At 68.5% G+C, this 26,531-nt stretch carries 29 protein-coding genes and 1 pseudogene; 19 read left to right on the plus strand and 11 right to left on the minus strand.

What is annotated here, in order from left to right:
- The first annotated feature begins 71 nt into the window (after positions 1-71).
- Complete coding sequence (locus tag ACSHV8_RS13430) at positions 72-1,271, plus strand: cytochrome P450 (RefSeq protein ID WP_436532846.1); 1,200 nt, start codon at positions 72-74, stop codon at positions 1,269-1,271.
- Here the strand turns inward: ACSHV8_RS13430 and ACSHV8_RS13435 are convergent.
- Both ACSHV8_RS13435 and ACSHV8_RS13440 read right to left on the minus strand, forming a co-directional pair.
- Entirely contained in the window at positions 1,255-2,193 is a 939-nt protein-coding gene (locus ACSHV8_RS13435) for a TIGR03557 family F420-dependent LLM class oxidoreductase (protein ID WP_436532848.1), read from the minus strand. The two genes, ACSHV8_RS13430 and ACSHV8_RS13435, sit on opposite strands and share 17 nt — an antisense overlap.
- A 33-nt stretch (positions 2,194-2,226) precedes the next feature.
- Positions 2,227-2,646 (minus strand): nitroreductase family deazaflavin-dependent oxidoreductase, encoded by a 420-nt coding sequence (locus tag ACSHV8_RS13440; protein ID WP_436532850.1) that lies wholly within the window; start codon positions 2,644-2,646, stop codon positions 2,227-2,229.
- A gap of 154 nt (positions 2,647-2,800) precedes the next feature.
- On the opposite strand from ACSHV8_RS13440, the gene fliQ reads away from it, so the two are divergent.
- Complete coding sequence (gene fliQ / locus ACSHV8_RS13445) at positions 2,801-3,070, plus strand: flagellar biosynthesis protein FliQ (RefSeq protein WP_436532852.1); 270 nt, start codon at positions 2,801-2,803, stop codon at positions 3,068-3,070.
- An 81-nt stretch (positions 3,071-3,151) separates the two neighbouring features.
- Here fliQ and ACSHV8_RS13450 read toward each other — a convergent pair whose 3' ends face one another.
- Positions 3,152-4,021: a hypothetical protein gene (locus ACSHV8_RS13450; RefSeq protein WP_436532853.1), complete on the minus strand. Its 870-nt coding sequence runs from the start codon at positions 4,019-4,021 to the stop codon at positions 3,152-3,154.
- 208 nt (positions 4,022-4,229) lie between these two features.
- Between ACSHV8_RS13450 and ACSHV8_RS13455 the strand changes: the two genes are divergently transcribed.
- Entirely contained in the window at positions 4,230-6,731 is a 2,502-nt protein-coding gene (locus tag ACSHV8_RS13455; RefSeq protein ID WP_436532855.1) for an ATP-dependent Clp protease ATP-binding subunit, read from the plus strand.
- A gap of 81 nt (positions 6,732-6,812) precedes the next feature.
- Positions 6,813-8,021, plus strand: coding sequence for an MFS transporter (locus ACSHV8_RS13460; protein WP_436532857.1), 1,209 nt, complete (start codon positions 6,813-6,815; stop codon positions 8,019-8,021).
- Here ACSHV8_RS13460 and ACSHV8_RS13465 read toward each other — a convergent pair.
- On the minus strand, positions 7,963-8,865 hold the full coding sequence (locus tag ACSHV8_RS13465) for a helix-turn-helix transcriptional regulator (RefSeq protein WP_436532859.1): 903 nt from the start codon (positions 8,863-8,865) through the stop codon (positions 7,963-7,965). The genes ACSHV8_RS13460 and ACSHV8_RS13465 overlap by 59 nt on opposite strands.
- A gap of 152 nt (positions 8,866-9,017) precedes the next feature.
- On the opposite strand from ACSHV8_RS13465, the gene ACSHV8_RS13470 reads away from it, so the two are divergent.
- From ACSHV8_RS13470 to ACSHV8_RS13500, 7 genes are all read left to right on the plus strand, one after another.
- On the plus strand, positions 9,018-9,818 hold the full coding sequence (locus ACSHV8_RS13470; protein WP_436532861.1) for an SDR family oxidoreductase: 801 nt from the start codon (positions 9,018-9,020) through the stop codon (positions 9,816-9,818).
- A gap of 130 nt (positions 9,819-9,948) precedes the next feature.
- The gene (locus ACSHV8_RS13475) at positions 9,949-10,239 is read left to right on the plus strand and encodes a DUF998 domain-containing protein (RefSeq protein WP_436532863.1); all 291 of its coding nucleotides are present in this window, start codon (positions 9,949-9,951) and stop codon (positions 10,237-10,239) included.
- Complete coding sequence (locus ACSHV8_RS13480) at positions 10,226-10,561, plus strand: YciI family protein (protein ID WP_436532865.1); 336 nt, start codon at positions 10,226-10,228, stop codon at positions 10,559-10,561. The genes ACSHV8_RS13475 and ACSHV8_RS13480 overlap by 14 nt, the downstream gene beginning before the upstream one ends.
- Complete coding sequence (locus tag ACSHV8_RS13485; protein ID WP_436532867.1) at positions 10,548-11,006, plus strand: sigma factor; 459 nt, start codon at positions 10,548-10,550, stop codon at positions 11,004-11,006. Before ACSHV8_RS13480 ends, ACSHV8_RS13485 begins: the two co-directional genes overlap by 14 nt.
- A 105-nt stretch (positions 11,007-11,111) precedes the next feature.
- A complete protein-coding gene (locus ACSHV8_RS13490) occupies positions 11,112-12,848 on the plus strand; it encodes a sensor histidine kinase (RefSeq protein WP_436532869.1) in 1,737 nt (578 codons plus the stop codon).
- Positions 12,849-12,922: 74 nt separating this feature from the next.
- The gene (locus tag ACSHV8_RS13495) at positions 12,923-13,432 is read left to right on the plus strand and encodes a hypothetical protein (RefSeq protein ID WP_436532871.1); all 510 of its coding nucleotides are present in this window, start codon (positions 12,923-12,925) and stop codon (positions 13,430-13,432) included.
- Between the two features lie 69 nt (positions 13,433-13,501).
- Positions 13,502-13,921, plus strand: a complete 420-nt coding sequence (locus ACSHV8_RS13500) for a hypothetical protein (protein ID WP_436532872.1) — start codon at positions 13,502-13,504, stop codon at positions 13,919-13,921.
- Positions 13,922-13,974: 53 nt separating this feature from the next.
- Here ACSHV8_RS13500 and ACSHV8_RS13505 read toward each other — a convergent pair whose 3' ends face one another.
- Positions 13,975-14,454 (minus strand): hypothetical protein, encoded by a 480-nt coding sequence (locus ACSHV8_RS13505; RefSeq protein ID WP_436532874.1) that lies wholly within the window; start codon positions 14,452-14,454, stop codon positions 13,975-13,977.
- 77 nt (positions 14,455-14,531) lie between these two features.
- On the opposite strand from ACSHV8_RS13505, the gene ACSHV8_RS13510 reads away from it, so the two are divergent.
- Positions 14,532-15,065, plus strand: coding sequence for a GNAT family N-acetyltransferase (locus tag ACSHV8_RS13510; protein WP_436532876.1), 534 nt, complete (start codon positions 14,532-14,534; stop codon positions 15,063-15,065).
- Positions 15,066-15,110: 45 nt separating this feature from the next.
- Here the strand turns inward: ACSHV8_RS13510 and ACSHV8_RS13515 are convergent, their stop codons facing one another.
- Positions 15,111-15,587: a hypothetical protein gene (locus tag ACSHV8_RS13515; RefSeq protein WP_436532878.1), complete on the minus strand. Its 477-nt coding sequence runs from the start codon at positions 15,585-15,587 to the stop codon at positions 15,111-15,113.
- A 181-nt stretch (positions 15,588-15,768) separates the two neighbouring features.
- Between ACSHV8_RS13515 and ACSHV8_RS13520 the strand changes: the two genes are divergently transcribed.
- Positions 15,769-16,335 (plus strand): RICIN domain-containing protein, encoded by a 567-nt coding sequence (locus ACSHV8_RS13520; RefSeq protein WP_436532880.1) that lies wholly within the window; start codon positions 15,769-15,771, stop codon positions 16,333-16,335.
- 17 nt (positions 16,336-16,352) lie between these two features.
- Here the strand turns inward: ACSHV8_RS13520 and ACSHV8_RS13525 are convergent, their stop codons facing one another.
- A complete protein-coding gene (locus tag ACSHV8_RS13525) occupies positions 16,353-16,694 on the minus strand; it encodes a hypothetical protein (RefSeq protein ID WP_436532882.1) in 342 nt (113 codons plus the stop codon).
- Between the two features lie 12 nt (positions 16,695-16,706).
- On the opposite strand from ACSHV8_RS13525, the gene ACSHV8_RS13530 reads away from it, so the two are divergent.
- Positions 16,707-17,141 carry a hypothetical protein gene (locus ACSHV8_RS13530; RefSeq protein ID WP_436532884.1) on the plus strand — a complete coding sequence of 145 codons (435 nt, stop codon included), beginning with the start codon at positions 16,707-16,709 and terminating at the stop codon, positions 17,139-17,141.
- Between the two features lie 173 nt (positions 17,142-17,314).
- Here the strand turns inward: ACSHV8_RS13530 and ACSHV8_RS13535 are convergent, their stop codons facing one another.
- Positions 17,315-17,869 carry a hypothetical protein gene (locus ACSHV8_RS13535; protein WP_436532886.1) on the minus strand — a complete coding sequence of 185 codons (555 nt, stop codon included), beginning with the start codon at positions 17,867-17,869 and terminating at the stop codon, positions 17,315-17,317.
- Between the two features lie 209 nt (positions 17,870-18,078).
- Between ACSHV8_RS13535 and ACSHV8_RS13540 the strand changes: the two genes are divergently transcribed.
- Entirely contained in the window at positions 18,079-18,888 is an 810-nt protein-coding gene (locus tag ACSHV8_RS13540) for a DUF4259 domain-containing protein (protein WP_436532888.1), read from the plus strand.
- 228 nt (positions 18,889-19,116) lie between these two features.
- Positions 19,117-20,067, plus strand: coding sequence for a hypothetical protein (locus tag ACSHV8_RS13545; protein ID WP_436532890.1), 951 nt, complete (start codon positions 19,117-19,119; stop codon positions 20,065-20,067).
- A gap of 88 nt (positions 20,068-20,155) precedes the next feature.
- Here the strand turns inward: ACSHV8_RS13545 and ACSHV8_RS13550 are convergent, their stop codons facing one another.
- Together ACSHV8_RS13550 and ACSHV8_RS13555 are read right to left on the minus strand one after the other, a co-directional pair.
- Positions 20,156-20,821: a class I SAM-dependent methyltransferase gene (locus ACSHV8_RS13550; protein ID WP_436532891.1), complete on the minus strand. Its 666-nt coding sequence runs from the start codon at positions 20,819-20,821 to the stop codon at positions 20,156-20,158.
- A 458-nt stretch (positions 20,822-21,279) separates the two neighbouring features.
- Positions 21,280-23,799 carry a hypothetical protein gene (locus ACSHV8_RS13555; RefSeq protein WP_436532893.1) on the minus strand — a complete coding sequence of 840 codons (2,520 nt, stop codon included), beginning with the start codon at positions 23,797-23,799 and terminating at the stop codon, positions 21,280-21,282.
- A gap of 138 nt (positions 23,800-23,937) precedes the next feature.
- Here ACSHV8_RS13555 and ACSHV8_RS13560 point away from each other — a divergent pair, with 138 nt between their 5' ends.
- Entirely contained in the window at positions 23,938-24,186 is a 249-nt protein-coding gene (locus ACSHV8_RS13560; RefSeq protein WP_436532895.1) for a hypothetical protein, read from the plus strand.
- Between the two features lie 305 nt (positions 24,187-24,491).
- On the opposite strand, the gene ACSHV8_RS13565 is transcribed toward ACSHV8_RS13560, so the two are convergent.
- A complete protein-coding gene (locus ACSHV8_RS13565) occupies positions 24,492-25,052 on the minus strand; it encodes a hypothetical protein (protein WP_436532897.1) in 561 nt (186 codons plus the stop codon).
- 202 nt (positions 25,053-25,254) lie between these two features.
- Between ACSHV8_RS13565 and ACSHV8_RS13570 the strand changes: the two are divergent.
- Positions 25,255-25,498, plus strand: a pseudogene (locus tag ACSHV8_RS13570) (cation acetate symporter); the annotation flags it as partial.
- Between the two features lie 88 nt (positions 25,499-25,586).
- Positions 25,587-26,522 carry a hypothetical protein gene (locus ACSHV8_RS13575; protein WP_436532898.1) on the plus strand — a complete coding sequence of 312 codons (936 nt, stop codon included), beginning with the start codon at positions 25,587-25,589 and terminating at the stop codon, positions 26,520-26,522.
- The last annotated feature ends 9 nt before the right edge of the window (positions 26,523-26,531 follow it).

The raw sequence follows: 26,531 nt of genomic DNA on the forward strand, positions 1-26,531 counted from the left end.
TCCAGCAATCGGTCGGACGTTCGCGGAACTGAGCTTTAGCGACTCTTGATACCGCGGGGCATGATGGCCGGATGGATTACGAAACCGCGCTCGGCTCACTTTTCCAGCCCGAGGGACGCCTCGATCCATACCCGGCCTACGACGTGATCCGCGCACACTCCCCGGTCCTGGCGGCCATGGAGAATCAGTACTTCGTCAGCAGCCACGCTGTGGTCAGCCGTCTGCTGCGCGACCCGGGGCTGCGGGTCGCCGACAAGGACGACTACGACCGGTTCTGGCCGACCTGGCGGGAGAACCGCGGCGTCGCCTCGGTGGTGCTGTCGATGCTGCAGACCAACCCGCCGGACCATTCGCGGGTGCGCCGGGCCGCCGCGTCCACGTTCACCGCTCGCCGGGTCGCCGCCATGCGCGAGGTCATCACCGCCCAGGTCGGTGAGCTGATCGACGAGATGCCGGCGCAGGCCGACTTCATGACCGCGTTCGCCTACCCGCTGCCGATCGGCGTGATCTGCGCCCTGCTGGGCATCCCGGAGGGCGAGCGCCGCTGGTTCCGCCAGCGCGCCGCCGACCTGACCGTGGTCCTCGAACCGATCAGCACCGAGGAGGAGATGGGCCGCGCCGACAAGGCCGGCCGCGAGCTGGAGGCGTATTTCACCGGCCTGATCGCCGACCGCGCCCACACCCCGCGCGAGGACCTGACCAGCGCGCTGGTCGCCGCCTCGACCGACGACGACGCCGTGCTCACCGGGGAGGAACTGCTGGCCAACCTGGTGCTGCTGCTCGTCGCCGGCTTCGAGACGACCACCAACCTGCTCGGCACCGGCCTGACCGTCCTGCTCGACCACCCGGCGCAGGCCGATCGCCTGCGGTCGGACCCGTCGCTCGCGCCGGCCTTCGTCGAGGAGATCCTGCGCTACGACTCGCCGGTGCAGCTGACGTCCCGGTTCACCACCGAGCCGCTCGACCTGGACGGGGTCCCGGTCGGCGCCGGCGCGATGCTGACCATGCTGCTCGGCGCGGCCAACCGGGACCCGGCGCGATACCCGGACCCGCACCGCTTCGACCCGGACCGGCCCAACATCCAGCCGGTGTCGTTCGGCGGTGGCGCCCACTACTGCCTGGGTGCGCCGCTGGCCCGCCTCGAGGCACAGGTGGCGTTCCCGCTGCTGCTCGACCGGTGGCCGGGCCTGGCCCTGGCCGGCGAGCCGGTCCGCCGGGACCGGCTCACCCTGCGCGGCTACTCGTCGCTGCCGATCACCACTTCGGCCTGAGCTCGCTCGCGAAGAAGTCCAGGAAACCGTCCGGGTCCGGACCCGCGTTCTGCAGGACCAGGTGATCAAAACCGGCCTCGGCGTAGGTTTTCATCGCGTCCAGGTAGGGCTGCGGGTCCGGGCCGCAGACGAACTTTTCCCGTACGTCCTCGACCCGTACCGTCTCGGCCGAGGCCGCGAAGTTGATCGGGTTGGGCAGCTCGGCCATCACCTTCCACCCGCTCAGTGACCAGCGCGACGTCCGGTGCGCCTCCTGCGCGGCCGCCTCCACGGTCGGCGCCCACGCCATCGGGATCTCCGCGTACTTCGGGCCGCCCCCGGTGTAGGCGTCGACGAGATCCTTGCGCGGCTCGGTCGCGAACAGCCCGGTGCCGTGCGTCGAGGCCAGCTCGGCGGCCTGGGTCCCGCCGGCCGCCACCGCGATCACCGGCAGCGTCTGCGGCAGGTCGAAGACGCGCGCGTCGTCCAGCTGAAGATATTTTCCCGCGTACGAGCGGTAGCCGCCCTGCCACAGCAGATTGATGATGTCCAGGGCCTCGGCCAGCATCTCGTGCCGCACCCGCACGCTCGGCCAGCCCTGCCCGGTGACGTGCTCGTTGAGCCGCTCGCCGGAACCGATGCCGAGCGTGAACCGGTCGTCCGAGATGATCGCCAGCGTGGCCGCCGCCTGCGCGACGATCGCCGGGTGGTAGCGCACGGTCGGGCAGGTCACACCCGTGGCCAGACCGAGCCGCTCGGTGCGCGCGGCGATCGCACTGAGCACGTTCCACGCGTACGGCGAATGGCCCTGCTCCTCCAGCCACGGGTGGAAGTGGTCGCTGATCTCGACGAAGTCGAACCCGGCCCGCTCGGCGGCCACCGCCTGCCGGATCAGCTCCTTCGGGCCGAAGCCCTCGGCCATGAGTTTGTATCCGAATCGCATGCCGAGGGCCCTACCCCACGAGCGCCCTTCTATTCAGGCGCGCTCCAGGACCACCACGGGGATCTCGCGGTCGGTCTTCTTGGTGTACTCGTCGTAGTCCGGCCAGGCCTCGACCATGGTGGCCCACATCGCCGGCTTCTCGGCCGGGGTCGCGACCCGGGCCACCGCCCGGAACCGGTCACCCTTGATCTGGACCTCGACGTTCGGATCGGCGCTCAGGTTCACGAACCAGGCCGGCGGTGCGGCGGCGCCGCCCTTGGACGCCACCACCAGGTAGGCGCCCTCGTGCTCGCGGAAGATCAGCGCGTGCGACCGCTCCTCACCGGACTTGCGTCCCTTGGTGAACAGGATCAGGATCTCCGTCCCGTTACGCCAGTGGAAGCCGTCCTCGCCGTCGGTCTCCAGATACCGCGCGACGTGCGGGTCGCCATGCAATTCCATCGCAGAAACCATGCCGCAAACCTACAACGCCGATGATCGGCCTGCCCGGTTTGCCACCGACCGGTGCATTCGCCGACTTGAGGGTTTTTCGGGAGCTAACCGAATGGCAACCGGGCGGAGACCGGACTGCACTCGAACCGGCCCGGGAACACCCGAACAGAAGGGCATGACCGACACGATGGTGGTTGAGCTGGGGCTGCAGGCCATGACGGTCGCGGCCAAACTGTCCGCGCCCATCCTGCTGACCGCGCTGGCGGTCGGGTTCGCGATCTCGCTGTTCCAGTCGGTGACCCAGATCCAGGAGGCGACGCTGTCGTTCGTGCCGAAGGCGATCGCCATCGGCGCGGTGCTGCTGTTCGCCGGCAACTGGATGCTGCACGAGATGATCACGTTCACCGTGCAGCTGTTCGAGCGGGTGCCTGACCTGCTTCGTTGAGTCCGTGCCGCACGTCGGAAAGGCCGCCCTGGGGGCGGCCTTTCGGCGTTTCGGTGCACGATCTGCCGGAGACTTCCAGCTTTATCCGGGAATCAGGTCGGGTTCGGCGGTTGCTCCGGCGTCGACGTCACCGGCCGGCACGACCCGGGCCACCGGCTCGTCGCCCAGGCGCACGCGGAACCCCATCGGCGGCCCGACCGGCCCCCACTCCATGCCGATCACCGTGGCCTCGCGCCCGTCGACCCGCACCCGGGTGCCCGGCGCGGGCGCCCCGAACGGCTCGGCCAGCAGTGCGTCCAGAATGTGGCGCACCCCTTCGAGCGACCCGCGCAGGCTGGTCGAGCGCAGCTCGCGCCCGAGGGCGATCGCCGCGTCGCGCACCCGGCGGTCGGGGTCGGCCTCTCCGGCGGTCAGGGCGGCCTCCACCCGGGCCCACAGCTGCCAGCGCCCCTGATCGAGCAGCCGGCGGGCCGCCCGGTCGAGCGCGGCGCACGGGATGTCCACGGCCGCCTCCTCGCCCAGCTCGGCGGCCCAGGTCAGCTCGTCGGCGTGCGGCTGCAGGGTGGGTGACTCGTGGGCGAGCACCGCGTACAGCATCGCGATGATCGTCTCCCGGCCCTCGCCCGCGTAGAGCGGCCCGGCCGCGGTGATCGCCCGCAGCGGCGGGAAGCGCCGGACCAGGTGTTCGGCCCGGCCCAGCGGCAGGTCGGCGGCGAGCCGGGTGTCGTTGACCCGGGCGTGGAAGGGCCGGCCGGCCCGGGCGTCGAACATCCAGGCGCGATGTTCGTCACCGTCGGCCGGGGCGTCCGGGTGCGGGCGTGCGCCCGGGGTCTGCGCGGCCATCAGCCGGGCGGCGACCGAGTAGGCGACGCCGAGCTCGGCGGCCAATGCCCGGATCGCCCGTTTACGGGCCCGGTCGGGCACGGGTCGTCGGTTTCGCGTAGCGGTCATGGGCGTCCTCCCGGGCATATCGTATGCCGCCGCCGTTGTAAGGTGGTGGAGCAGCGCGCCTGCACGAGCGTTGTGCGGTTCCCCACGCGGGCCGCGCGTCAACGCCAAGAGGCCCCGACTCAGCGCATGTGACACCTGTCCGTTTCCGCACGTCTGCGTGCGTTTTGTTGGGCGGGGTGCGTGGGGCTTCGCCGTGAGGACGTGTGTCGTGTTCGAGCGGTTCACCGACCGGGCTCGCCGGGTTGTCGTCCTGGCCCAGGAAGAGGCCCGGATGCTCAACCACAACTACATTGGTACGGAACATGTCCTGCTCGGTCTGATCCACGAGGGCGAGGGTGTCGCCGCGAAGGCTCTGGAGAGCCTCGGCGTCTCGCTTGAGGGTGTCCGGCAGCAGGTCGAGGAGATCATCGGTCAGGGTCAGCAGGCGCCGAGCGGGCACATCCCGTTCACGCCGCGGGCGAAGAAGGTGCTGGAGCTCTCCCTGCGGGAGGCGTTGCAGCTCGGCCACAACTACATCGGTACCGAGCACATCCTGCTCGGGCTGATCCGTGAGGGCGAGGGCGTCGCCGCCCAGGTCCTGGTCAAGCTCGGCGCCGATCTGGGCCGGGTCCGCCAGCAGGTGATCCAGCTGGTGGCCGGGCACACCGAGGCGCCGGCGGCCGCCGGTCCGACCGGCGAGACGACCGGTACGACGAATTCGGCCCTGCTCGACCAGTTCGGCCGGAATCTGACCCAGGACGCCCGCGAGGGCAAGCTCGACCCGGTCATCGGCCGGGAGAAGGAGATCGAGCAGGTCATGCAGGGCCTGTCCCGGCGCCGGAAGAACAATCCGGTGCTGATCGGCGAGCCCGGCGTCGGCAAGACCGCGGCCGTCGAGGGCCTGGCCCAGGCGATCGTCAAGGGCGACGTGCCCGAGACGCTCAAGGACAAGCAGCTCTACACCATGGACATGGGTTCGATGGTGGCCGGCTCGCGGTACCGCGGTGACTTCGAGGAGCGCCTGAAGAAGGTGCTCAAGGAGATTCGCACGCGCGGCGACATCATCCTGTTCATCGACGAGATCCACACCCTGGTCGGCGCCGGCGCGGCCGAGGGCGCGATCGACGCGGCCTCGATCCTCAAGCCCATGCTGGCGCGAGGCGAGCTGCAGATGATCGGCGCCACCACCCTGGACGAGTACCGCAAGTTCGTCGAGAAGGACAAGGCCCTCGAACGGCGGCTGCTGCCGATCCAGGTCGGTGAGCCGTCCCTGGCCCACTCGATCGAGATCCTCAAGGGCCTGCGCGACGCCTACGAGGCGCACCACCGCGTCTCCTACACCGACGCCGCCCTGGTCGCGGCGGCCACCCTGGCCGACCGCTACATCTCCGACCGTTTCCTGCCGGACAAGGCGATCGACCTGATCGACGAGGCCGGCGCCCGGATGCGCATCCGCCGCATGAGCACCCCGCCGGACCTGCGCGATCTCGACGAGAAGATCGCTCAGGTACGCCGCGACAAGGAATCGGTCATCGACTCGCAGGACTTCGAGCGGGCCGCCCAGCTGCGCGACGACGAGCGCAAGCTGCTCGACCAGCGGGCCCAGCGGGAGAAGGAGTGGAAGGCCGGCGACCTGGACGTGGTCTCCGAGATCGACGACGAGCAGATCGCCGAGGTCCTCGGGCTCTGGACTGGCATCCCGGTCTACAAGCTGACCGAGGAGGAGACGACCCGGCTGCTGCGCATGGAGGACGAGCTGCACCGGCGCGTCATCGGCCAGGAGGATGCGGTCAAGGCGGTCTCCAAGGCGATCCGGCGTACGCGGGCGGGCCTCAAGGACCCGAAGCGGCCCTCCGGCTCGTTCATCTTCGCCGGGCCTTCGGGTGTCGGTAAGACCGAGCTGTCCAAGGCCCTGGCCGAGTTCCTGTTCGGCAGCGAGGAAGCCCTGATCCAGCTCGACATGTCCGAGTTCCACGACAAGTACACGGTGTCGCGCCTGGTGGGTGCCCCTCCCGGCTACGTCGGTTACGACGAGGGCGGGCAGCTGACCGAGAAGGTGCGGCGCAAGCCGTTCAGCGTGGTGCTGTTCGACGAGATCGAGAAGGCCCACCCGGACGTGTTCAACACGCTCCTGCAGATCCTGGAGGACGGTCGGCTGACCGACGGCCAGGGTCGGATCGTGGACTTCAAGAACACGGTCATCATCCTGACCACCAACCTGGGCACCCGGGACGTGGCCAAGGCGGTGTCGCTGGGCTTCCAGGCCTCGGAGGACACCGAGTCGAACTACGACCGGATGAAGATCAAGGTCAACGACGAGCTCAAGCAGCACTTCCGGCCCGAGTTCCTGAACCGTATCGACGACACGATCGTCTTCCACCAGCTGCGCCAGGAAGAGATCCTGGAGATCGTGGACATCTTCACGGCCCGCATCGAGGGCCAGCTGAAGAACAAGGACATGGGTCTGGAGCTGACCGACAACGCCAAGAAGTACCTGGCGAAGAAGGGCTTCGACCCGGTCCTGGGTGCCCGGCCGTTGCGCCGCACCATCCAGCGCGAGCTGGAGGACACCCTGTCCGAGCAGATCCTGTTCAACGAGCTGCGCCCCGGCCAGCTGGTGCTCGTGGACTGCGACGGCGACCCGGAGAACATCGACAAGTCGAAGCTGGTGTTCCGCAGCGCCGACCGTGAGCCGGACGTTCCGGACACCGTTCCGGCCGGCATCGAGTAGTCAGGACCGGCGATGTGTACGACCGTACATTCCGGTGTACGGTCGTACACATCTCGTCCCCCTGGCTGCTGAGGATCGCCCGTGAGCGGTAGTACCGGTGTCGCCGCCCGGCGCACCGCCCTGTTCCTGCTGTTCCTCATCCCCGGACTGCTGCTGTCGTCCTGGGTGACCCGCACCCCCGACGTGCGCGACCTGCTCGGGGCCTCGACCACCGAGATGGGCCTGGTGCTGTTCGGCCTCTCGGTCGGCTCGATGCTCGGCGTGCTCGGCTCCGGGGCGCTGGTCCTGCGGTTCGGCGCCCGCCCCGTGATCACCGCCGGGATCTGCGCCGTACTGGTCAGCATGGCGGTCGTGGGCCTCGGCGCCCACCTGCACCAGAGCGTGCTGGTCGCGATCGGCCTGTTCCTGTGCGGCTTCGGCGTCGGCGGCGGCGAGGTCGCCATGAACGTCGAGGGCGCCGACGTCGAGAAGATCACCGGCCGGGTCGTCCTGCCGACGCTGCACGGCTTCTACAGCCTGGGCACGGTGATCGGCGCCGCCGCCGGAACCCTGCTCACCGTCGTCGGCCTGCCGGTGCTCTGGCACCTGATCGTCGTCAGCGTGGTCTCGGTGCCGATGGCGTTCTGGTCGGTGCGCACCCTCCCGTACGGGGTGGGCCGCTCGACCGCCACCAAGAGCACCGACGGCCCGGCACCGCGGCTCTGGCGCGACTCCCGGCTGCTGCTCATCGGCGCCATCGTGCTGGCGCTGGCGCTGGCCGAGGGCTCGGCCAACGACTGGCTGCCGCTGATCATGGTGGACGGGCACGGGCTCGCCCCGGCGCTCAGCTCCGGCGTCTACCTGGGCTTCAACATCGCGATGGCCACCGCCCGGTTCGTCGGCGGCTGGTTCCTGGCCCGCTTCAGCCGGCCGGTGATGCTCGGGGCCAGCGCCGTGGTCGGCGGGATCGGCCTGGCCCTGGTCGTGGTGGCCGACAACGCGATCGTGGCCGGCCTGGCCGTGCTGCTCTGGGGCGCCGGCGCCGCGCTCGGCTTCCCGGTCGCCCTGTCGGCCGCCGGCGATTCCGGTCCGAACCCGACCGCCCGCGTCGCGCTGGTGGCCACCGCCGGCTACGTGGCGTTCCTGGTCGGCCCGCCCGCCCTCGGTTTCCTCGGCGACCACTACACCCTGCGCGGCGCCATGATCGTCGTGCTGGCCCTGGTGGCGCTCGCGGCCGTGCTCACCGTCCCGCTCAACGCCCGCCTGCAGCCGTCCCCGCCGGTCCCGGAGCAGGCGCGCCCGGCGGGCTGAGGGCGGCCGGCTCGGACCAGGTGGCCAGCAGGTCCAGGGCGTGCCGGGCCGGCGACGCCGCCCTGGCCAGGTACACCATCAGCATCTGATCCGGGTCACCCGGCAGCGTCAGCGCCTCGGTCTCCAGCCGCACCGCACCCACCAGCGGATGGTGCAGCGTCTTGACCCCGAAACTGAACTCCACCACCTTCTGCTCGGCCCACCACCGCCGGAACTCCTGGCTGCGCATGGACAGCTCGCCGACCAGCGCGACCGTCCTCGGATCGTCCGGATGCCGGGCCGCGTCCATCCGCAACGTCCCGACCATGTCGGCCGCGACCCGCTCCCAGTCGTCGGCGAACAGCGACCGCGCACCCTCGTCGAGGATCAGCCAGCGGGTCGCATTGCGTTCCCGGGCCGGCATCGCCGGGAAGTCGGCGAACAGCAGCCGGGCCATCCGGTTGGTGGCCAGCATGTCGGTGCGCCGGCCCAGCACGAACGCCGGCGTGTCACCCAGCTGCTCGATCAAGGTCAGCAGACCCGGCCGCACGGCCTGCGCCCGCGACGATCCGCGCCGGCGCGGCGGCGGCGACTGCCGGGCCACCGTGTGCAGGTAGTCGCGTTCGGCCGCGTTCAACCGCAGCGCCGAGGCGATCGCGTCGAGCACCGCCTCGGACGGGACGATCGGCCGGCCCTGCTCCAGCCGGGTGTAGTAGTCGACGCTCACCCCGGCCAGCGACGCCAGCTCCTCACGGCGCAACCCGGGCACCCGCCGCCCCGACGGCAACGGCAGACCCGCGGCTTCCGGGCTGAGCGCGGCCCGCCTCGTACGTAAGAACGCTCCGAGCTCTTCGTTGTGCGCCATGACCCCATCGTGCCGTGCGTCGCGGGCTCGGCGGACGGCCCCGGGTGGCCCTGCGCGTCCTAGGTTCGAGCGGGCCGATCAGCGCCCACCATCGGGCTGCGGAACGTGGCCTGATTGAGGCGTCAAGGCCGTACCCCAAAGGAGCTTCTCCCATGTCAGAAATCTGGCTGATCACCGGCGCGACCTCCGGATTCGGGCGTCTCGTGGCCGACCGGGCCCTGGCCCGGGGCGCCCACGTCCTGGCCGTCGGCCGCCGCGCCGATCTGCTCGACCGGCTCGCCGCGACGGCGCCGGGCCGGGTCACGACGATCCCGCTGGACATCACCACGCCGCGCACCCAGTCGGTGATCAGCGCCGCGATCGCCTCCGCCGGCGGGCTCGACGTGCTGGTCAACAACGCGGGCTACGGGCTGTTCGGCGCGGTCGAGCAGATCAGCGACGCCGAGGCCCGCCGCCTGTTCGACACCAACGTGCTCGGCAACCTCGCCGTGCTGCGCGCCGCACTGCCCGCCCTGCGCGCGTCGAAGGGCCGCATCGTGCAACTGTCGTCGATGAACGGGCAGCTGGCCTGGGCGTCCTCGGGCGTCTACTCGGCCTCCAAAGGTGCCGTCGAGCTGCTCACCGAGGCCCTGGCCGAGGAACTCGCCCCGACCGGGGTGCGGGTCACGCTGATCGAGCCGGGCGTGTTCGCCACCGAGTTCGCCGGCACCGCGCACGCCGTGCTGCCCGACGAGACCTACGACCCGACCGTCGGCAAGTTCCTGCGCGACTTCTCCCAGCTGCCGCCGTCCGCGTTCGGCGACGCCGGCCGCGTCGCCGATGCCATCCTCACGATCGTCGACACCGCGGAGCCGCCGCTGCGCCTCGCGATCGGCGCCGACGCGATCGCCGCGATCCGCGCCTCCCTGCAGTCCCGCCTCGCCGAGCTGGACACATGGGAGATCAAAATCTGAAAAGACGATGGGCGCGTACGGCGTGAGCACCGCCGGAGAAAAAATCCCGCCGTCGTGTCGAAACGGGCGGCTCCCGTTCGAGAGAGAGGGTGAAGGGCCGGAAGGCGGCCCGGGAGCACAGGGGGTTCTCTTGAAGCGGTGGTCGAACGCGCTGCTGTCCGCGGGCGTGGTGGCAGGCCCGCTCTACGTCGTGGTCTCGCTGGTCGAGGTCACGGTCCGGGACGGATTCGACCCGACCCGGCACGCGTGGAGCATGCTGGCGAACGGGCCGTACGGCTGGATCCACAGCCTGACCCTGTTCGCCGGCGGGCTCCTGGTCGTGGCCGGGGCGGCCGGATTGCACCGGGTGCCGGGCGCGCGGCCGGCACCCGGCCACCCCGCCGCCGCCCGAGCTGATGGCGGCGATCATGGCGCTCGGTGAGGAAGCGACCAAGGCGGGCGCCCTGCTCGACACCGCCGGGCCGGCGCCGAGCGCGAGCGGCGCCCGGCTGAACCTGGCCGCGGGCGAGCTGGCCACCGTCGACGGCCCGTTCGCCGAGTCGAAGGAGGTCATCAGCTACGCGATCTACGAGGTGGGTTCGAAGGAGGAGGCGGTGGAGTGGGCCTCCCGGTTCCTGCGGGTGCACCGCGACCTGTGGCCGGAGTGGGAGGGTGAGGTCGAGGTGCTGAAACTGTTCGGCCCCGAGGACTCCCGGCCCCGGCCTGACCATCGTGGGGGAGGAGACCCGGGTGACCACCGGTGACGAGGACGTGACAGCGGTCGGGCGCGTCCTCGAAGCCGTGTGGCGGATCGAGTACGCCCGGCTGGTCGCCGGGCTCGCGCGACTGGTCCACGACATCGGGCTGGCCGAGGAACTGGCCCAGGACACCCTGGTCATCGCCCTCGAACAGTGGCCGCGCGACGGCGTGCCGGCCGAACCGGGGCAGTGGCTGCGGGCCACCGCCAAACACCGGGCCATCGGCCTGCTGCGCCGGCGTTCCCGCTACGCCGAGAAGCTCGCGCTGCTCGGCCGGGACGCCGAACGGCGCGAGAGCGACGGGCAGGACGAGGTCGTCGACGCGCTCGACGACCACTTCGGCGACGACCTGCTACGGCTGATCTTCACAGCCGCCCACCCGGCCGCCCGCGGCGAACTGCTCGCGCTGCTCAACCGGCCGGGCGGCCGGGCTCACCCGCAACCACAGTGAGCGCACGCTGTTCACCGCCCGCGCCGAAGCCCTGTCCCCTCGGGAACCGAGCGGTACTGACCGATAGAAGGGTCACCGGCGGTCCGGGGCCGTAACGTCGGACGCATGCGGGCCCCGGGCTACGTACGACGGTGGCGGTCGGGGGTGATCGTCGCCCTCGTCCTGGTGCTCGGAGTGCTGGGGACCGCCCTGTCCGCGGTCGCGCTGCACGAGTCGGCGCAGCGCTGGAGCCGGGCCGCCTACGCGCAGAAGCAGGACCTGATCACCAAGGTGGTGATGGCCGAACTGGGACAATACGGGGTGACCCTGGCCGACCTGTCCGCCTCGATGGGCGCCCAGCCGGAACTGGACGCCACCTCGTTCGCGGCGATCACCGCGCCGATCAACAGCTTCCGGCTGCCCGGCGCGATCGCCGTGGGCTACGTCGTGGCGGCCACCGATGTGCGGGTCGGCGACGTGCAGACCGAATGGCGCCGGCGCGGCGGCACCGGCCTCACCCTGACCCCGGCCGCCGGGACGGACCAGCACTACTTCACGGTGCTCACCCGTACCCTCGACGGAAGCCCGCCCGAAGTCGGCGGCGACCTCGCGGCGACACCGGAAGTGGCGCGGACCTTGCGTAAAGTGCTCCCCGGGGGCCTGGTCGAGGCCAGCCCCAGCTACCGGCCACCGGACGGCGGCGATCCGACGTTCACCGTGGCGACCTCGGTGCTCGACCGGTCCGGGAAGTTCGACGGCTGGGTCACCATGACCTTCCGCGGACGCGACTTCCTCGGACCGGGCGCCGGCATGCTCGGCGAGGACCAGGTGGCCGTCAAGTTCGTCGACGTGTCCGCCGACCCGCCGATCACCCTGGTCTCCTGGTCGTCGCCGGCCCGCACCGACCCCGGCCTGCGCGTCGCCCGGGTCGGCCTGCCCGCCGACAACCCGCACTGGATGCTCGTCTTCCGGCCGACCGTGGAACTGGTACCGGCCTCCCAGGCGTGGCTGGCCCGCGGCGCGCTGATCATCGGGGGAGTGCTGACCCTACTGCTGACCAGCCTGACCGCCACCGTCGTGACCTCCCGCGACCGCGCATTGCGGCACGTCGACCGGGCCACCGCGGCGCTGCGCCACGACATCGAACGCCGGGAGACCGTCGAACAGCAACTACGGATCCGGGAGGAGGAACTGGTCGGCTTCGCCGGGGTGATCGCGCACGACCTGCGCAACCCGCTGTCGAACGTGATCGGCTACTCCGAGCTGATCTACGTCGCCGACCAGGGCGGACTCAGCGAGAAACAGCAGAGCTACCTGACCCGGGTGCGCGGCAGCGCCGCCCTGATGCAGCGACTCATCGACGACCTTCTGGACTACGCGACGGCCGACAACGCGACCCTGCGGATCACCGAGATCGACCTGGACCAGCTGGTCGGCGAGATCGTCACCGAACGCCTGGACGAGAACGGGGCCAACGCGACGATCGAGCACGTGGCACTGCCGACGGTGCCCGGCGACCCGACGCTGATCCGGCAAGTCCTGGACAACCTCATCGGCAACGCGATCAAGTACACCCCGTTGGGGCAGAAAGCGCAGGTCACGGTCGAGGCGGTCAGCCCGGAGCCGGGGATCTGCCGGGTCGAGGTGGCCGACCGGGGCATCGGCATCCCGCCCGAGCAGCACGGGGAGGTGTTCAACGCGTTCACCCGGGCCGAGGGCAGCGAACGGTACCCGGGGACCGGGCTCGGCCTGGCCATCGTGCAGCGGATCGTGCAGCGCCACGGCGGCGCGGTCGGCGTCGAGTCCAACCCGGGCGGCGGCAGCCGTTTCTGGTTCACGTTGCCGACCGTGGTTCCGGACTGATCGGGGCGGCAGGGCCAGACGCCGAATGAGATCCTCTACGCGTCAGGGTCGACCGTTCAACTCAAGGCCTCGAAATGCACATCAAGGATATCGAGTCGCATTTCGTGGCTCCTTTCTACCTGGACATGATGGGATTCAACTGCCTCGGTCTGACGGCTGAGGTGGAGGCGGACGTGATCTCCGCCGGTCGCCGGATCGCATCGAGTGACGTCGCCCGGATGCTGCGGGCCGGCCATTGGCGGCCAGTCATCATGGGAGCCTGGTACAGCCTGGCCGTTTCGGCCGAATCGATCCAGCACGAGCTTCTCAGGGCAATGGCACAATCCCGAGGTTCGTTGACGGCGCCACCCCTCGCCGCTGCCGCAACAGTTGTTGCCGGTCCAGCTGCGGTGCCGGCCATGGTCGACTACATCGGTACCGTCATGGCGTCGGACTGGCGCGACGGGTCGGAGGGCGTCGTGGCCGCTGCCGTGGAGCACCTGGACGGGGTACCTCCGTTAATTCCTTCCGATCAGGATCGGCGTTCTTTCCGGGCAATCCGTGAATTCGCCATGCGCCTCAACGGCGACTGGCGGGTGCGTTGACGGTCTCGCGCGCCGTCCTCATCCGTGGTCGGCCTCAGCGCCGGCGGGAGACTCGGGCACCATGACCATGTGTTGCCATGGCGAAACGCGTACGTTCCCAACGAGCTGTTGAGTCGTCTCGTCGGCTGCCGCCTCTACGCGATCGAGTTCGTCATGGACTACGTCCAGCTGCGCTTCGACGGGCCGACCGAGGACACGCCACTTCTCAACTGCGACGTGCTGCCCGTCGTCGAAACGCCCTCCGGGCCGGTAGCTCCCGGACAACTCGGCTGGGCCGACGCGTTACGAGCTCTCATCCCACGACCGGTCGTCGCAACGGCAGAGAAGACCGGCCAAGGCCTCCGCATCGAATTCGACACGGGAACGATCCGCTTGCACCCCGAGACCGGCGATCAGATCGGACCGGAAATCGCGCTGCTGACCGGCTTCAAGGACGGACGCTGGATGTGTTGGCGCCCTGGAGAAGACTCTTTCGAAGACCTTGCCTGACGCTCACCGCGGAAGGATATTCCTGGTGCAGCAACGCATGATGCGCCGCATCGTCAGGCGACCACCCGCACGAAGATCGCGTCGCCGGCGGCTGCCGCGGCGGCGAAAAGGTCCGCGACCTCACGGGCGTCCCGCACGACGATCTCCACGATCTCATCGGGCAGCTCCGGCAGGTAGAACTCGGCCGCGAGCGCGCCCCGGCAACGTTCCGCCCATTCCTCGATCGGAGAACCGACGAGAAGATCAGATATTTCCCGTACGTCATCAGCCCCGACCATTGACGTCATCAGGTCGTCGTCCCAGCCGGACGGCCAGAAGAGCCTCGACGCCGGATGGTCGGGCGCCGCGAGCTTCACCAGCGCCGGGACCATTTCGCCGAAGGCCTCCGCCCCGACGAGCAGCCCGGCCTCGACCGCTTCGTGATAGCCGTCCTCGGCAAAGTGCGGCGCCAGCGCCCGGACTTCCGCCATCGATCCGGGCATCACGAAGTCGTCCCGACTGACCCGCCGCCAGAAAACGTCCACGCCCCCCACGACCAGAGAATCTATCGGCCCCCGGCCGCGAAGGTGCCTGGCACGACGGATTTCGTGTCTCCGGATAGGGTCGCCGCGTGACGACAGAGGTGAAGCGGCGGCCCGAAGCCGAGATCGACCCGCAACTGCACGTCGCTCTGCAATCCCTGCTCGTTGCCTGTTTCGCCGACTATCCCTCGCGCATTTACTTCAAAATCCCACCCCATTTCCGGTACGTCGTGACCGAGGGCCCCGCGGTATTGGCGCAGCTCGGGGTCGAACTTCGCGTGATCCGCGTCGGCGAGCAGGTCCTGCGTACGTTCGCAGTGGTCGATGTCTGTGTCCGCGACGACCGTCGTGGGCAGGGGCTGGCGAGCCGGCTGCTGGCCGAGGTGACGAGCTACGCCACCGCGTGCGGGATGGACTTCGTCCTCCTGTTCGCCGACAACGACGCTCTCTACCGCCGCCACGGCTTCGTACGGGTCGACAACCCGCTGACCTGGGTGAAGATCAACGACCACCGCACGATCGGCCTGGCGCGGGCGGTGACGCCGCACGAGATGATGATCCGGCCGGTGACCGGGTCGACGTGGCCCACCGGCGAGATCGACCTGCTCGGCCACGTCTTCTGACCGTGTCCGGGTGCTCGTCAAGGATGTGAGGCTTCGCAACCAGCCTCAGATGCTGAGCCCTTCCGGGACCCGCCACTCCGGGTGCGGGTCCTCGTCCGGGGTCGGCAGCTGCGATCCGCCCTGCGTGGCTCGCAGCAGAAAGTGGGTGCCGTCCGCGCACACGATGCTCAGCCCGGCCGGCGTGGCACCGCGGGCATCGGTCGGCCCCAGGTCGGGCAAGGCGACCGGGCGCCACGCCTGCAGCTGCGCAGGCCGGGCCGCGTCGAGCAACATGATGGTCAGGGTCGCGATGCGTTGCACGCCTTTCTTCGGCGGCGGCAGTACCGCAGGCGTCTCGACCGGGGACTCGCGCTTCCAGTCCGAGCCGGATAGGAAGGTGCTGCCGGACCACCTGTCCTTCACCGCGACACCGTTACGGGCAAGCTCGGGGCCGCGGGAGAACACGCTGACATCGGTGATGTCCGGGTGTTGGCCGGCTTCGATGAGGCGCTTGAGCAGGTCCAACAGTTCGGCGAGCTGCACAGCGCCTCCAAGATCGTAGAACGTGAGGGAGTCTAGCGGTCGGCTGAGACTGCCGGGCACGACATCCGCACGATCTCATCTCGCTCGATGCGCCAATCCGACGCCGTCCGATGGATGACAGTCCGATCCGGGCGGGTCTCATAGCCTCACCGTGATCGAAGCCGATCTATTGAGGAGAGCCATGCGTATCGGCAGACTGCCCACCGCGATCGCCACCGTTGCCCTTTCCCTGCTCACCCTGCTCGTCGTCCCGGTGGCGGCGCAGGCCGCCGGCCCGATCTACATCAGCGTGCTCAAGCCGACCAGCATCAGCCCGACCCGGGTTCTCGACATGACCGGCTGGTCGATGGACGACCTGACCCAGGCGCAGCTGTGGATCTACCGGAACCAGGACGAGGTGCGTAACCAGCGCTGGTACGTCGACCTCATGTACAAAGACTCCGGCATGGGCGTCTACCACCTGCGCAACGCGCTGAGCAACAAGTGCCTGGACCGCCGCCTCGACGGCTCGCTGGACAACGGGGACGTGGTGCAGCAGTACACCTGCAACAACTCGAGCAAGAACCAGCAGTGGCGCGCCCACATGATCCCCCAGCAGACCGGTGACACGAACCTGAACTGGGTCCGCCTGGAGAACATGTCCGACGGCCGGTGCCTCGACGTCACCAACGCCAGTCACACCGACGGCGCGAAACTGCAGGTCTGGGACTGCGGCTGGGCCTGGAACCAGCGCTGGAACATCTACTGACCGGGGAAACACGGAGGTTACTGGTGGCGGCCGGACGTGCTGATCGACGGACAGCCGCACCGTCGCCACCCCGGCGCGGCCGGCCGAGGACGCGTCGACACGTCGTAGGTGATCCCGGCCCACAACACCAGGATCACCACGATCTGGTCACACGCGCTGGCCCGGCTCAGCCGGTGCGCGACGACGATGGAGGTGCGCCCGCCGATCAGTGCGGCGACCGCGGGTTCGAGGTCCGCGGGCGCCCGCGCTGCCGGCCTCGTCGAGGTCGACCACGGGCGGGTCGCGCAGCTCAGCCGAGCCAGGGCGAGTCGCTGCACCTGCGCGGCGGTGAGAGCGTGTAGTCCGTTGCTCGAGCCCATCGGGCAGCCACGGTGACCGTCCCGGCCGCGCCGAGCCATCCAGATGGGCTCACTGATCTGCCGATCTTTGTGCGCCGCTTCGCGGCTTATGATCGCCTCATGCAACCGGTCATTGACGCGACGCTGGGCGCCGCGGGTCCTCCACACGAGGTGGTGCTCAAGCTCCAAGGCGGTGACAACTGGGAGCTGAATGTCTGGGCAGCCTTCGAGGATCTGGCCAAGCTGCGCGGCGTCCGAGTCGCGGCGTGGGACCAACGTAGGTCAATCGCGGCTGGAGTAAGCGCCGGTGGCAGGGTCTTTTGGTGTGCTCCCGGCGAGGGGGCAGATCCTGAGATCGCGACGGTGTTGATCGGACATGACGACGAGGCGTGGGACATCGCCTTTCTGATACCCGTGACCGTTGTCGAGAAGATCGGCACTCTGGCAAGCGCACGACAGCTGGACTAGCCGGTCGAGAGGCTCTCGAGTTAATCATTTACCGCAAGTCGCCCGTCAGACGCCATCGAGCACATCTCGCACGGTGGCCTGCACTGCGGCGGCGCCGGCAGCCGGATCCGGTGAGTTGAGTGCCCGGCGGCAAAATTCACGCGAAGCTAATCGGTGATCGGATCAAAGTCTTCTTAGCGTCGGACCTGACGGCGACGGGCTGACCCTCCTGCGGGACGTCTCGATCCGCCGTAGAGATGGACTCGTTGGTCAACGTCGTAGTCCGGCTCGCGGGAGATGAACCCGTCCGTCTTTACCTCGCCGTTGGCGACCAGCACCAGCCAGTCCTCGTAGTACCAGCTCGGATTGCACGCACACGTGGTGACAGTGAACCGGAAGTTCGCCCGGTACCGGCCCACCTGGCCTGGCAGAAGAGCGAAAAGACGGCCTGGACCGCTGTGCCTTGGGTAGGCGGCCCGGCCGGGCAACCGGTCGACGAGCAGCGCGGAGTCGGCCACCGTCAGCCACAGCCCGAGGTCTCGGACGCGATCCGGACCACCGGTGACTACAGCGTCATGGCGTGCGTAGCGGGTCCCTTCGTCGGCGAGCACGTCATGGATGAGCAGGTCGTCGGTCGCGGACGACGCCGGAAGCGTCACCGGCCGGCACAGGCCACGGCGAGCATTCGACTGCGGGACGCCGCGTGCGGCCGCGCTCCACCGAACCCGTACTCGCTGGATGGTGATCACGACTCAGGCTGGCCCAGCAGAGCGTGGAACGGCCAGCCATTTTCCGGATCTGCCGCCTACAACACGCTTCTCATCGCCTGGCCACCTGACGTCTGACCAGGTTGATGTCGACATCGAGTTTGTTGAACTCCGGCATCCTCCAATAGGTTTCCGTCGTTGGTCCCGGTCCCTCCACAACCCCTCCGCATGATCTTGTACCGTCAGCGACCATGGGCACTTTCGGCACCGGTCCGTTCTCCAGCGACGGCGCCATGGACTTTCTCGGCGAGCTCGCCGGCCACCCTCCGGCTGAGCGGCAAGCCGTCCTCAGAAGCACCTTCCTGCTGGTCAAGGAGAGCCCCGACCTCCTCTGGCGGGAGTTCTTCCCGGACGAGATCGTCGCGGCCGCAGCCGTCGTCGCGGCTGCTCTTCCCGGCGGGCAGCAGTTCGACGAGGAGCTCGCAAGGCTCGAAGACCGCGACCTCATCTCCGACGTCCGATTGGTTCCGCCCCTGCGAGACCTGGTCGGCCACACCCGGGAAGCCCTGCTCTCCGTTGCAGACCCCTGGCTGCAGGGGTGGACGACCGAAACAGCCGACGCCGAGGCGCGCGACACCTTCGCCGCACTGTCCCAGGTGCTTATCCACGGCTGTGACAGCCCCGACGACCTCGACCTCATCTGGGACGAAGCCAACGACTACGGCATCACGGGCGAGGTACCCGAGGGCATCCCGCCTGGTATCGAGCACCTGGCTCACCTGATGGGCGTCTACAACTCGGCGATGGGCGGTGGCCTGTACTTCGCACTGGAGGCTAACGAGCCGTCCAGCGTCCGGCGCGCGATCATTGCCCTGCGTTACTTCAGGCTTACCGAGGCTGCCACCTTGCTCGATGAGGCCCTGAACAGTGAATCCCCCGACTCGGTGCCGGCCGACGCCGACTTCTATGCCCTCGTCAACGGCGGAACCGATCTCCTGGGCAAAGCGTTCAGAGCGAAGGCCGTCGAATATCCGGCCGACTTCAAGCGTGGGTTGGAATAGCTTGCCTTATCGGACAGCCACTGACGCGATCAGCATCCAGTTAATTTCTGCTTCAGTTCCGGATTACCGTCGATTCCTGACGCGGCGTATGGCCCGGTCAGTCGCTGAGCCTGCTAAAGGCACTCATCTGCCGCCGAGGAGGCGGTACGGCCATGGCGGCTCAGACCTTGTACCGGTCGGGGCACGGGTGTGCCACCGCGGGTCGCGAGCGCCAGTAATGATGTCTCCATGTCGTCGGAGCAGGATTCGTCCCGCGTAGCGCCCCGGTCGTCCGGTCAGTGGAATCCGGCCAGGCTCTTCGGGCCGACGGCCGATGAGGCTGATGACCGTACGGTTGCTGGCCTGCTCGCCTATCACGCGCTGGTAGAGATACGGGCGTCTGCCCGGAAGCCTTCCCGCCAGCCGGAGACCTCGACCGCCGAGGTCCTCGAGTCGATCTCGTTCCTTGCCGATCTGGTGCACAACCTGCCTTTGGTGGCTCGGTCTCAACGACCATGGCGATACCGCCGGCCCAGACCTGCCAACCGCCGCGAGCAAGCGATGCAAGCCCGGCCGATGAGCTGGACCTGGAATGCGGCGGGCGAATCGGGACGGCAGTGGATGCTGCGCCATATCGCGAACGCCGGCTTCCGGTGGGCACCACCGCCGCCGTTACCGATCCCGGTGAAAAACTTCGCCGATTGGAATCTACGGCGACGGCTCCAGGTGCTGACTGGCTGGCCGGTTCGGACGCCATCGGGCCGGCGGCCTCTGCCCAAGGCGGCCCGGGTGCTGAAAGCGCTGGGACGCGACCAGATGTACGCCCTGTACGAGGAAGCCGGCCGTCGCCGACTCGGTCTGGGCTCCAGCAGCGCCGCCTTGTACACACATCTGGATCCCGAGGCCAGGCACTACTTGTTCCCTGACCCAGCTGAGCACTATTGGCCTGGCGACGATCGGCCCTGGTGGCAGTGCCGAGTGCTCCTTCGGATGGTCGACGGAGAGCAGATCACCGGCTCGTTGGCGGTTCTCCCGGAGACCTTCAGCGCATTGCCGTCGAACGTCTCCCGAATGCGGCAACGCCGGCTCGTGTTGACCGCTCGTATGTTGGAACGCGACTTCTACCTCTGGCACCAGGAGCACGAAGCCGTCTGCTCACCGCATGGATGCGGCTACTCCGCCGAACCAATCGAGCGCTGAGCTCCCAAGCGGCACACGAAGGCTTCTACCCGCTTGTTCGGCTGCCCTTTCTGCCGCTGATCGCGCCCTGAATCAGGAGCCAGGTTGTTCAGGCTGGGTGCGAGATCTCCCGGCGGCGGGCCAGTATCTGCACCGCTTCCGCCGGATTGCCGTTCATGGTGAAGACCTCGATGTGGCGTTCGTCGGTGATGTGGAAGTCGGTGAGTAGGCGCCGCAGGTGCGCGACGTCGTGGTGCCGGCATGCAGCGCCGTCGTCGGTGATGAAGACGCCGTAGGGGGTGCCGGCTCGTTCGGCGTGTGTGTCATATCGACGGCGGCTGCGTTCGTCCGGCTGCACCGTCAGTTCACTGAGGTAGAGGACGCCGCCGGGCGCAAGGAGTCGGTGCAGTTCAGTGACGAGTTCGCGCTGGGCACGGTCATCGGGGACGCAAGTGAGCACGGCGAACAGCGTGACCATGTCGAAGCTCGCCGCCGGGTGGTTGAGCTTCGGCGGTGATTCGATGAGTTCGAAACGCAGGTGCGGTCTGGCCCGGCGGCCGCGGGTGATCAAGGCGGACGATATGTCGGCACCGCGGACCCGGCCGAATCCGAGGTCCTCCAGTTCCGCCATGGTTCGCCCGTAGCCGCATCCGTAGTCGAGAACACGCGAGGTCGAGCTGACCGCCGCGAGCCACTCCCGGTGTACAGGATGCGTGAAGGTTTTTGTCGCTCCGGTGGTCTCCCAGTAGCTCTGCTGGCGTTCCAGACCATCCATACAAATTCTCCCTACCGGCATTCTGTACGGACACCACAGCGCGCTGCTCGCCGATGTCCTCCTCTGCCGCCGATCGTGGAGGTAGGCCAGCAGAGAGCGCCACGCGCGGTGGCTTCTGATACGGCCGCCTTGATCTTCCGATGAGTGCTGGTTCCCTATCCTGCCGCCATGGCGGGGAGAAGATTGAGCGTTTCTCGCATGGGGTTGGGCGATTGACGGTCGGCCAGTTTCCTGATGCTCTCTGCGGTTTACCTGACGACATGCTGTTCCGCGTTGAGGTTGCGCGCGGACCGAGCATGCTGCATCCGGATCCATGGGGTGCCACCTCGCGCACGCGCTGCATGGTCTTGTCGAGGTTGGCCGAGTTGAGATCCTTCAAGGTGATCCGTCCGATCAGGCCGCCGGCCTGCCCGGGGCCGCCACCCCGGCCGGACCAGCACTTTCACCCGTTCGCGTACTTACTCGAAGGACAGGTCGTCGAGGACGATCTCGTCGCCGAAGGTAGCCGAGCCGTTGGTCGCGACCGTGTAGGCCGAGATCGAGCCGACCGGGTCGCCGAGCTTGGGCAGCGCGCCGACCAGCACCTCGGCGCCCTGCGCGTCGGTGGCGTACAGCGTGGCGCTCGTGGTCGAGGCCACCACCCGGATCGACGTCCACCGGTCGATCGTCGCGGCCGGGCCGTTGGCGAAGGTCACCCAGCCGGATCCGCTGTCGTACATCCAGTGGTGGGCGGCGTCGTTGCTGATGCCGAAGTGGTACGCCAGCGAGGTCGTGCCGTTCGAGGTCCGGGCGCCGTCGATGTCGAACAGCAAGCTGTTCGTCACCTGGTGCGGATAGACCTGGGCCTGGAACGTACGGGCGGTCTTCGTGCCCGCGCCCTGGTAGGTCAGGCGCCCCTGGACCTTGTCACCGTCGCAGTAGGAGTCGTCGGTTCCGCCGACGTCCTTGAGGCGGATCGCGTACTGACTGTCGTGGTTCGGGTCCAGGTTGTTGCCGGGCTGGGTGACACGGGCGCATGCGGTCTCGGCGAAGCCGCGCGGGATCGAGACCTCGTCCTCGACCGACGCGGTCGTCGAGAACAGCTGCAGCTCGTTGATCATGCTGCAATTTCCCGGTACGCCGATTCCGGCGCACGGCACGCCGCCGGTCTCCACCCTGATCCAGCGGGCGGCGGCGTTCAGCCCGTAGAACCGGGTGCCCCGGTCGCCGGGCGTGCTGATCAGGCCGGCCTCCGCACCGGCCGGAACACCGCTCGGATAGGACAGCGTGGCCGGGGTGAAGATCACGCCGTCGGCGGAGGTGGAGATCCGGGCGGTCACGGCGGCGCCCGGCAGCAGGGCAAGGCCCAGCTTCGTCAGGTTGTACGTACGGCCCAGGTCCAGCTGGTAGGACCCGTCCCCGTCGGCCAGCGCGCCCGACCAGAACGCGGTGCTGCCGTCGACCGCGCCTTCGGCCTGCGACCAGTAGTCGGTGCTGGTGGCGTCGGCCGCGGACGGCGCGGAGCCGTACGGCGTCGTCGGCCCGGTCACCTTCGCCGGCGACGCGCTGGTCATGTTCGTGGTCAGGTGCGCGGTCCCGTGACGCAGCCGGCCGGCGATGTCGATCCGCCCGGTCTCGGCCGGCAGCACGTCGACCGTGCGCGACTCGATCCGGTACACGTTGTTCGTGGTGTACGTGTAGGCACCCGCGCACCCGTTCTTGCGCCCGCCGTTCGGGCCCTGACAGTTGTCGACGAAGTCGAGCACCTGGTTCCCGGCGACCGGTTCGAGGGACGTGTAGCCCGACGATCCGTACGTCCAGTTCGAGCCGGAGCCGCTGGCCCGGTTCGTCCAGGTGTTCGTCTCGTGCGACCAGACCTTGCCGGTCTCGTCGGTGGCGATCGCCACGAAGTTGTCCGGGCGGCCGCTGCCCAGCACCAGCGTGCCATTCGCGAGCCGGGTCAGCTGCGGCAGGACGCCGTTGACCGGGCAGCCCGCCTTGTCGGCGAACGAGATCAGGCCGGTCTCGGTCCCGCCCGGGCCCAGGATCGCGTAGTTCAGCCGCGGGTCGGGCGCGCTCGCGCCCCGCACCTCACCGCGCACGACCGCGAGCAGCCGGCCGTCCTGCAGCTCGGCGACCGCGCCCTCGGTGTAGTCGTCGGCCGCACTCGCCAGCAGCGGGACCATGGTGAAGACCCAGTCGGTCGTGCCGTACTGGCCGTCGACGCCCATCGTCGGCGTGTAGGTCAGCGCCGCGAAGTACGAGTGCCGGGTCTGCGCCGCGGTGGTGTCCTTGACCGCGACGTACACCGGTATCGCGATCGTGCCGTCGGCCTTCTGGATCGGCCGGCCCGCCGCCGACATGCCCAGGAAACTGCCGACCGTGTACCCACTCGCCGGGTAGTGCAGGACCGCGCTCGGCGTCGGCACGCTGCTCCAGGTGGCGCCCTTGTCCCCGGAGATCTGCAGCTTGACGTAGTACTGCCCGGTGGTGCCCGGGACCGCGCCGTTCTGCACGACGAAGTTCACCGCAAGCAGCCGGCCGTCGTTGAGCTGGCCGACCTCGCCCAGATTCTTCAGCTGGTCGGTGCTGAACGAGAGGTTCGAGAAGGTCGCGCCCGAATCGGTGCTGAGCATTCCCTGGTACGGATTCGCGGCCGACCCGCCGTCGAAATCCTTCTGGTAGACCATGGTGATCGCGCGCGACTTCACGTCGTTGCCGGACGCGTCCCGCTTGACCACATCGGCGCCGAACGTGAACGGCCGCCAGGCGATCTTCGCCGGGTCGGTCGTGTTCCCGGCCCCGGCGGTGACCGGCTCCTTCCCACCGGCGACGGCCACGACGGGCCCGGCCGCATACGGAAACGAGGGTGAGCCGGCCACCGTCGACGGTGTCGAGCAGGCCGCTTCGGCAGCCGTGTCGGCTGTGGCCACGGCGAGGGCGGGCACGAGCAGGCCGGCGGCCACGAGAGCAGCCAGCCGGCGGGGGGATGAACGCAAGATCTCACTCCAGATCGGATGGACAGTGCGGCCAACCTTTCCATCGATCCGTGCCGTCTGCCGCCCCGCTCAGAGCTCGATCATCTGTATCTGGGCACTGCCTGACGATCTCGGCCGGCTCGTAGTTGGATGTTGACCATGAGGTTCACCATCACGTCGGATGTCGCGATCACGGTGGCGTTCGAGCCAACCGCGGCGATCTATCCGTTGCGCGCAGGCGAGGAGATCATCGTGGAATGGACCGATGGCGCAGACGACGGCGCAGTCACCCTGGAAGCCGGTGACATGGTCGTACACACGCCCAGCGGAGGTTCCAGGATGAGAGCATGGCGGTCCGACGGAAGCGAGATCCATATCGGTCCGGACTCCGGACCCGAGGCCATGTGAATCACTGTTGACCCGGACTCGATCCGGAGCGTCCTGGCTGCCGTTGCTGCGGACCGCAGGCCAAGGACAGACGCACTTGTCTGCCCGGCGATTCTGCCGGTGTGAACGGCCCGCAGCTGATCATTGTGGCGGTACGTCACCGGTCCGCCGTGCCGACCTCGCCGCCCGGCTGCGGATGCACTGCGATCAGGATCAGCGCGTCGAGTGCTCGCTTGTGCTGAAGATCGCGGGTTACGCTGCCTGAAGCGCCGGGTTCTGGTGTTCGCCAACTTCGAGCCCTGGTATGCGCCACTCGAAGACCAGCCTCATGCGAGGGCTGAATGTGAGCGGAAGAGACTCAGGCGACTCCTGCCGGCCCGCCTTGCCCGGTCTCGCAGCTCGTCCGCAGTGGCACCTTGCAAGAGTGCATCAATGTCCTCGTACTGACTTCGCTCTTCTGCGCTGAGGAGGTAGTGCGCGGAACGAATGAGGCGCTCGAGGCGGAAGGCTGCGTTGCGGGCTGCCATTGAGCAGTCCTCCACGTTTTCGAGTGTGGTTTCGACTGCAACGCGCAGACCAGAATGAAGAACTAGGACCGAATGGAACCCGTAAGCAGGCGGCCCGATCAACTCGTCCGCCAGAGCCATTTCGCGCATCTTCTCCAACTGTGCCATCTTCGCGTCAAAAGCTCGCGTATCCTTTAGCTGCGGACGCCATAGGAACTCCAAGGCTTCTACGTATACGACGGCATCATCCGGTCGCCCGTCCAGGGCAGCCGCCCACGAAGCAATCTCTACCGCACGTTCGGCACACGCTGCGGCAAAAATGACAGCCCGCACACGCGATGTCTCGGCAAATAGTCTATTCAACATGTGTTGCGTCAGCATACTCATCTCCCGCAGGCAGCGTGCCGTCGTGGTTTGCCGCGACCCGCACCGGCTCCATCGCCGGCACTCCCCGTAGTTGCCCCGGATGACGCAGCGGACTGGTCCGCGGGGAGCTGGCTGACAAAAGTACAGATTGGACCTTCCGGGCCCGTGCTGAGGCGCGGGCCCGAACAGCGCCGGTAAGACCACGACGCATCTGGGGCGCGGGCTCACGGGCACCGGGGCGGCCTCGGGCGTGCCGGCCGGTTGCGGTGCCGCGATGGCCGCGGTGCTGGTCTCGGTGTTCGGGCCGCCGCTGTCCGGCTGGCAGACCGAGTTGCTCGCGCAGCCGGCCGTGTGAACGGTGCCGCCCGCGTTCACGGTGATGGTGGCGGGTCCGCGGTCGGGTGCCCGCGGATGCGGGCGCGACGATGCATGCCCCGGGAGTCTCGTTAAAGAAACTTTAAGGAAAGCTTGCTCGGCGTCATGAACTGCTGCCACCGCACTGCTCGTACATCTCGGCACAAGCAGTACCGAAACGAAGAGGAGCCGTGCATGTATCGACGCGGAGTCAGCAGCCGGACGCGCAAGCTGGTGATCGGAGGCGCCGCCGCAGCGCTGCTCGGTTCGGCGCTCGCGGTCGGCACGGGGATGAGCCAGGCCGCCGTCCAGCCCGGGGGCAACGCCGCAGCCAGTTCCGGTGGTATTAACGCTTTGGTGCCGGCGCTGGGTTTCAGCCCGGGTAATCCGAACGCGACGGCCGACCGTGTGGGTCCTACCGGGGTGAACGTTCCTGGTCGTTGCCCGCCCACGCAGGCCCAGGTGAACGCGCAGGTGGCGCTCAAGAATGGGAGCCTTCCGAGTGGAACGGATCTTGAGAGCCGCATCCAGCGTTTTGAGAAGACCTTGTCGGCGATTCAGGACTTGAAGTGCCCGGCGTCGTCCACGACGTTGCTGGGCCGTTTGAATTCCTTGACCGCGCTGCGCGGAAACCCGAACCGCGATAACATTCTGCGCGGTTTGGGTTTGAACGAAACGCCGGCGGATAAAGCCGCCGCAGGATCCGGTGGTGCGCCCGCGAGTGGGGCGACAGGGAACCCCGGAGCCAGTTCCGGTGGCATTAACGCTCTGGTGCCGGCGCTGGGTTTCAGCCCGGGTAATCCGAACGCGACGGCCGACCGCGTGGGTCCTACCGGGGTGAACGTTCCTGGTCGCTGCCCGCCCACGCAGGCTCAGGTGAACGCGCAGGTGGCGCTCAAGAATGGGAGCCTTCCGAGTGGAACGGATCTTGAGAGCCGCATCCAGCGTTTTGAGAAGACCTTGTCGGCGATTCAGGACTTGAAGTGCCCGGCGTCGTCCACGACGTTGCTGGGCCGTTTGAATTCCTTGACCGCGCTGCGCGGAAACCCGAACCGCGATAACATTCTGCGCGGTTTGGGCTTGAACGAAACGCCGGCGGATAAAGCCGCGGGGAGCACGGCAGCGAAATAAGCGGCTCGC

Source organism: Actinoplanes sp. HUAS TT8, from assembly GCF_051380535.1.
Taxonomy (GTDB): Bacteria; Actinomycetota; Actinomycetes; order Mycobacteriales; family Micromonosporaceae; genus Actinoplanes.

Excerpts from the sequence above, each read along its gene's own strand:
- ACSHV8_RS13575 (WP_436532898.1), top strand. The coding sequence starts at position 25,587 with ATGTATCGACGCGGAGTCAGCAGCCGGACGCGCAAGCTGGTGATCGGA.
- ACSHV8_RS13495 (WP_436532871.1), top strand. The coding sequence starts at position 12,923 with ATGCACATCAAGGATATCGAGTCGCATTTCGTGGCTCCTTTCTACCTG.
- ACSHV8_RS13430 (WP_436532846.1), top strand. The coding sequence starts at position 72 with ATGGATTACGAAACCGCGCTCGGCTCACTTTTCCAGCCCGAGGGACGC.
- ACSHV8_RS13450 (WP_436532853.1), bottom strand. The coding sequence starts at position 4,021 with ATGACCGCTACGCGAAACCGACGACCCGTGCCCGACCGGGCCCGTAAA.
- ACSHV8_RS13560 (WP_436532895.1), top strand. The coding sequence starts at position 23,938 with ATGAGGTTCACCATCACGTCGGATGTCGCGATCACGGTGGCGTTCGAG.
- ACSHV8_RS13465 (WP_436532859.1), bottom strand. The coding sequence starts at position 8,865 with ATGGCGCACAACGAAGAGCTCGGAGCGTTCTTACGTACGAGGCGGGCC.
- ACSHV8_RS13435 (WP_436532848.1), bottom strand. The coding sequence starts at position 2,193 with ATGCGATTCGGATACAAACTCATGGCCGAGGGCTTCGGCCCGAAGGAG.
- ACSHV8_RS13480 (WP_436532865.1), top strand. The coding sequence starts at position 10,226 with ATGGCGCTCGGTGAGGAAGCGACCAAGGCGGGCGCCCTGCTCGACACC.
- ACSHV8_RS13540 (WP_436532888.1), top strand. The coding sequence starts at position 18,079 with ATGGGCACTTTCGGCACCGGTCCGTTCTCCAGCGACGGCGCCATGGAC.
- ACSHV8_RS13550 (WP_436532891.1), bottom strand. The coding sequence starts at position 20,821 with ATGGATGGTCTGGAACGCCAGCAGAGCTACTGGGAGACCACCGGAGCG.
- ACSHV8_RS13470 (WP_436532861.1), top strand. The coding sequence starts at position 9,018 with ATGTCAGAAATCTGGCTGATCACCGGCGCGACCTCCGGATTCGGGCGT.
- ACSHV8_RS13520 (WP_436532880.1), top strand. The coding sequence starts at position 15,769 with ATGCGTATCGGCAGACTGCCCACCGCGATCGCCACCGTTGCCCTTTCC.
- ACSHV8_RS13490 (WP_436532869.1), top strand. The coding sequence starts at position 11,112 with ATGCGGGCCCCGGGCTACGTACGACGGTGGCGGTCGGGGGTGATCGTC.
- fliQ (WP_436532852.1), top strand. The coding sequence starts at position 2,801 with ATGACCGACACGATGGTGGTTGAGCTGGGGCTGCAGGCCATGACGGTC.
- ACSHV8_RS13565 (WP_436532897.1), bottom strand. The coding sequence starts at position 25,052 with ATGCTGACGCAACACATGTTGAATAGACTATTTGCCGAGACATCGCGT.
- ACSHV8_RS13525 (WP_436532882.1), bottom strand. The coding sequence starts at position 16,694 with ATGGGCTCGAGCAACGGACTACACGCTCTCACCGCCGCGCAGGTGCAG.
- ACSHV8_RS13545 (WP_436532890.1), top strand. The coding sequence starts at position 19,117 with ATGTCGTCGGAGCAGGATTCGTCCCGCGTAGCGCCCCGGTCGTCCGGT.
- ACSHV8_RS13440 (WP_436532850.1), bottom strand. The coding sequence starts at position 2,646 with ATGGTTTCTGCGATGGAATTGCATGGCGACCCGCACGTCGCGCGGTAT.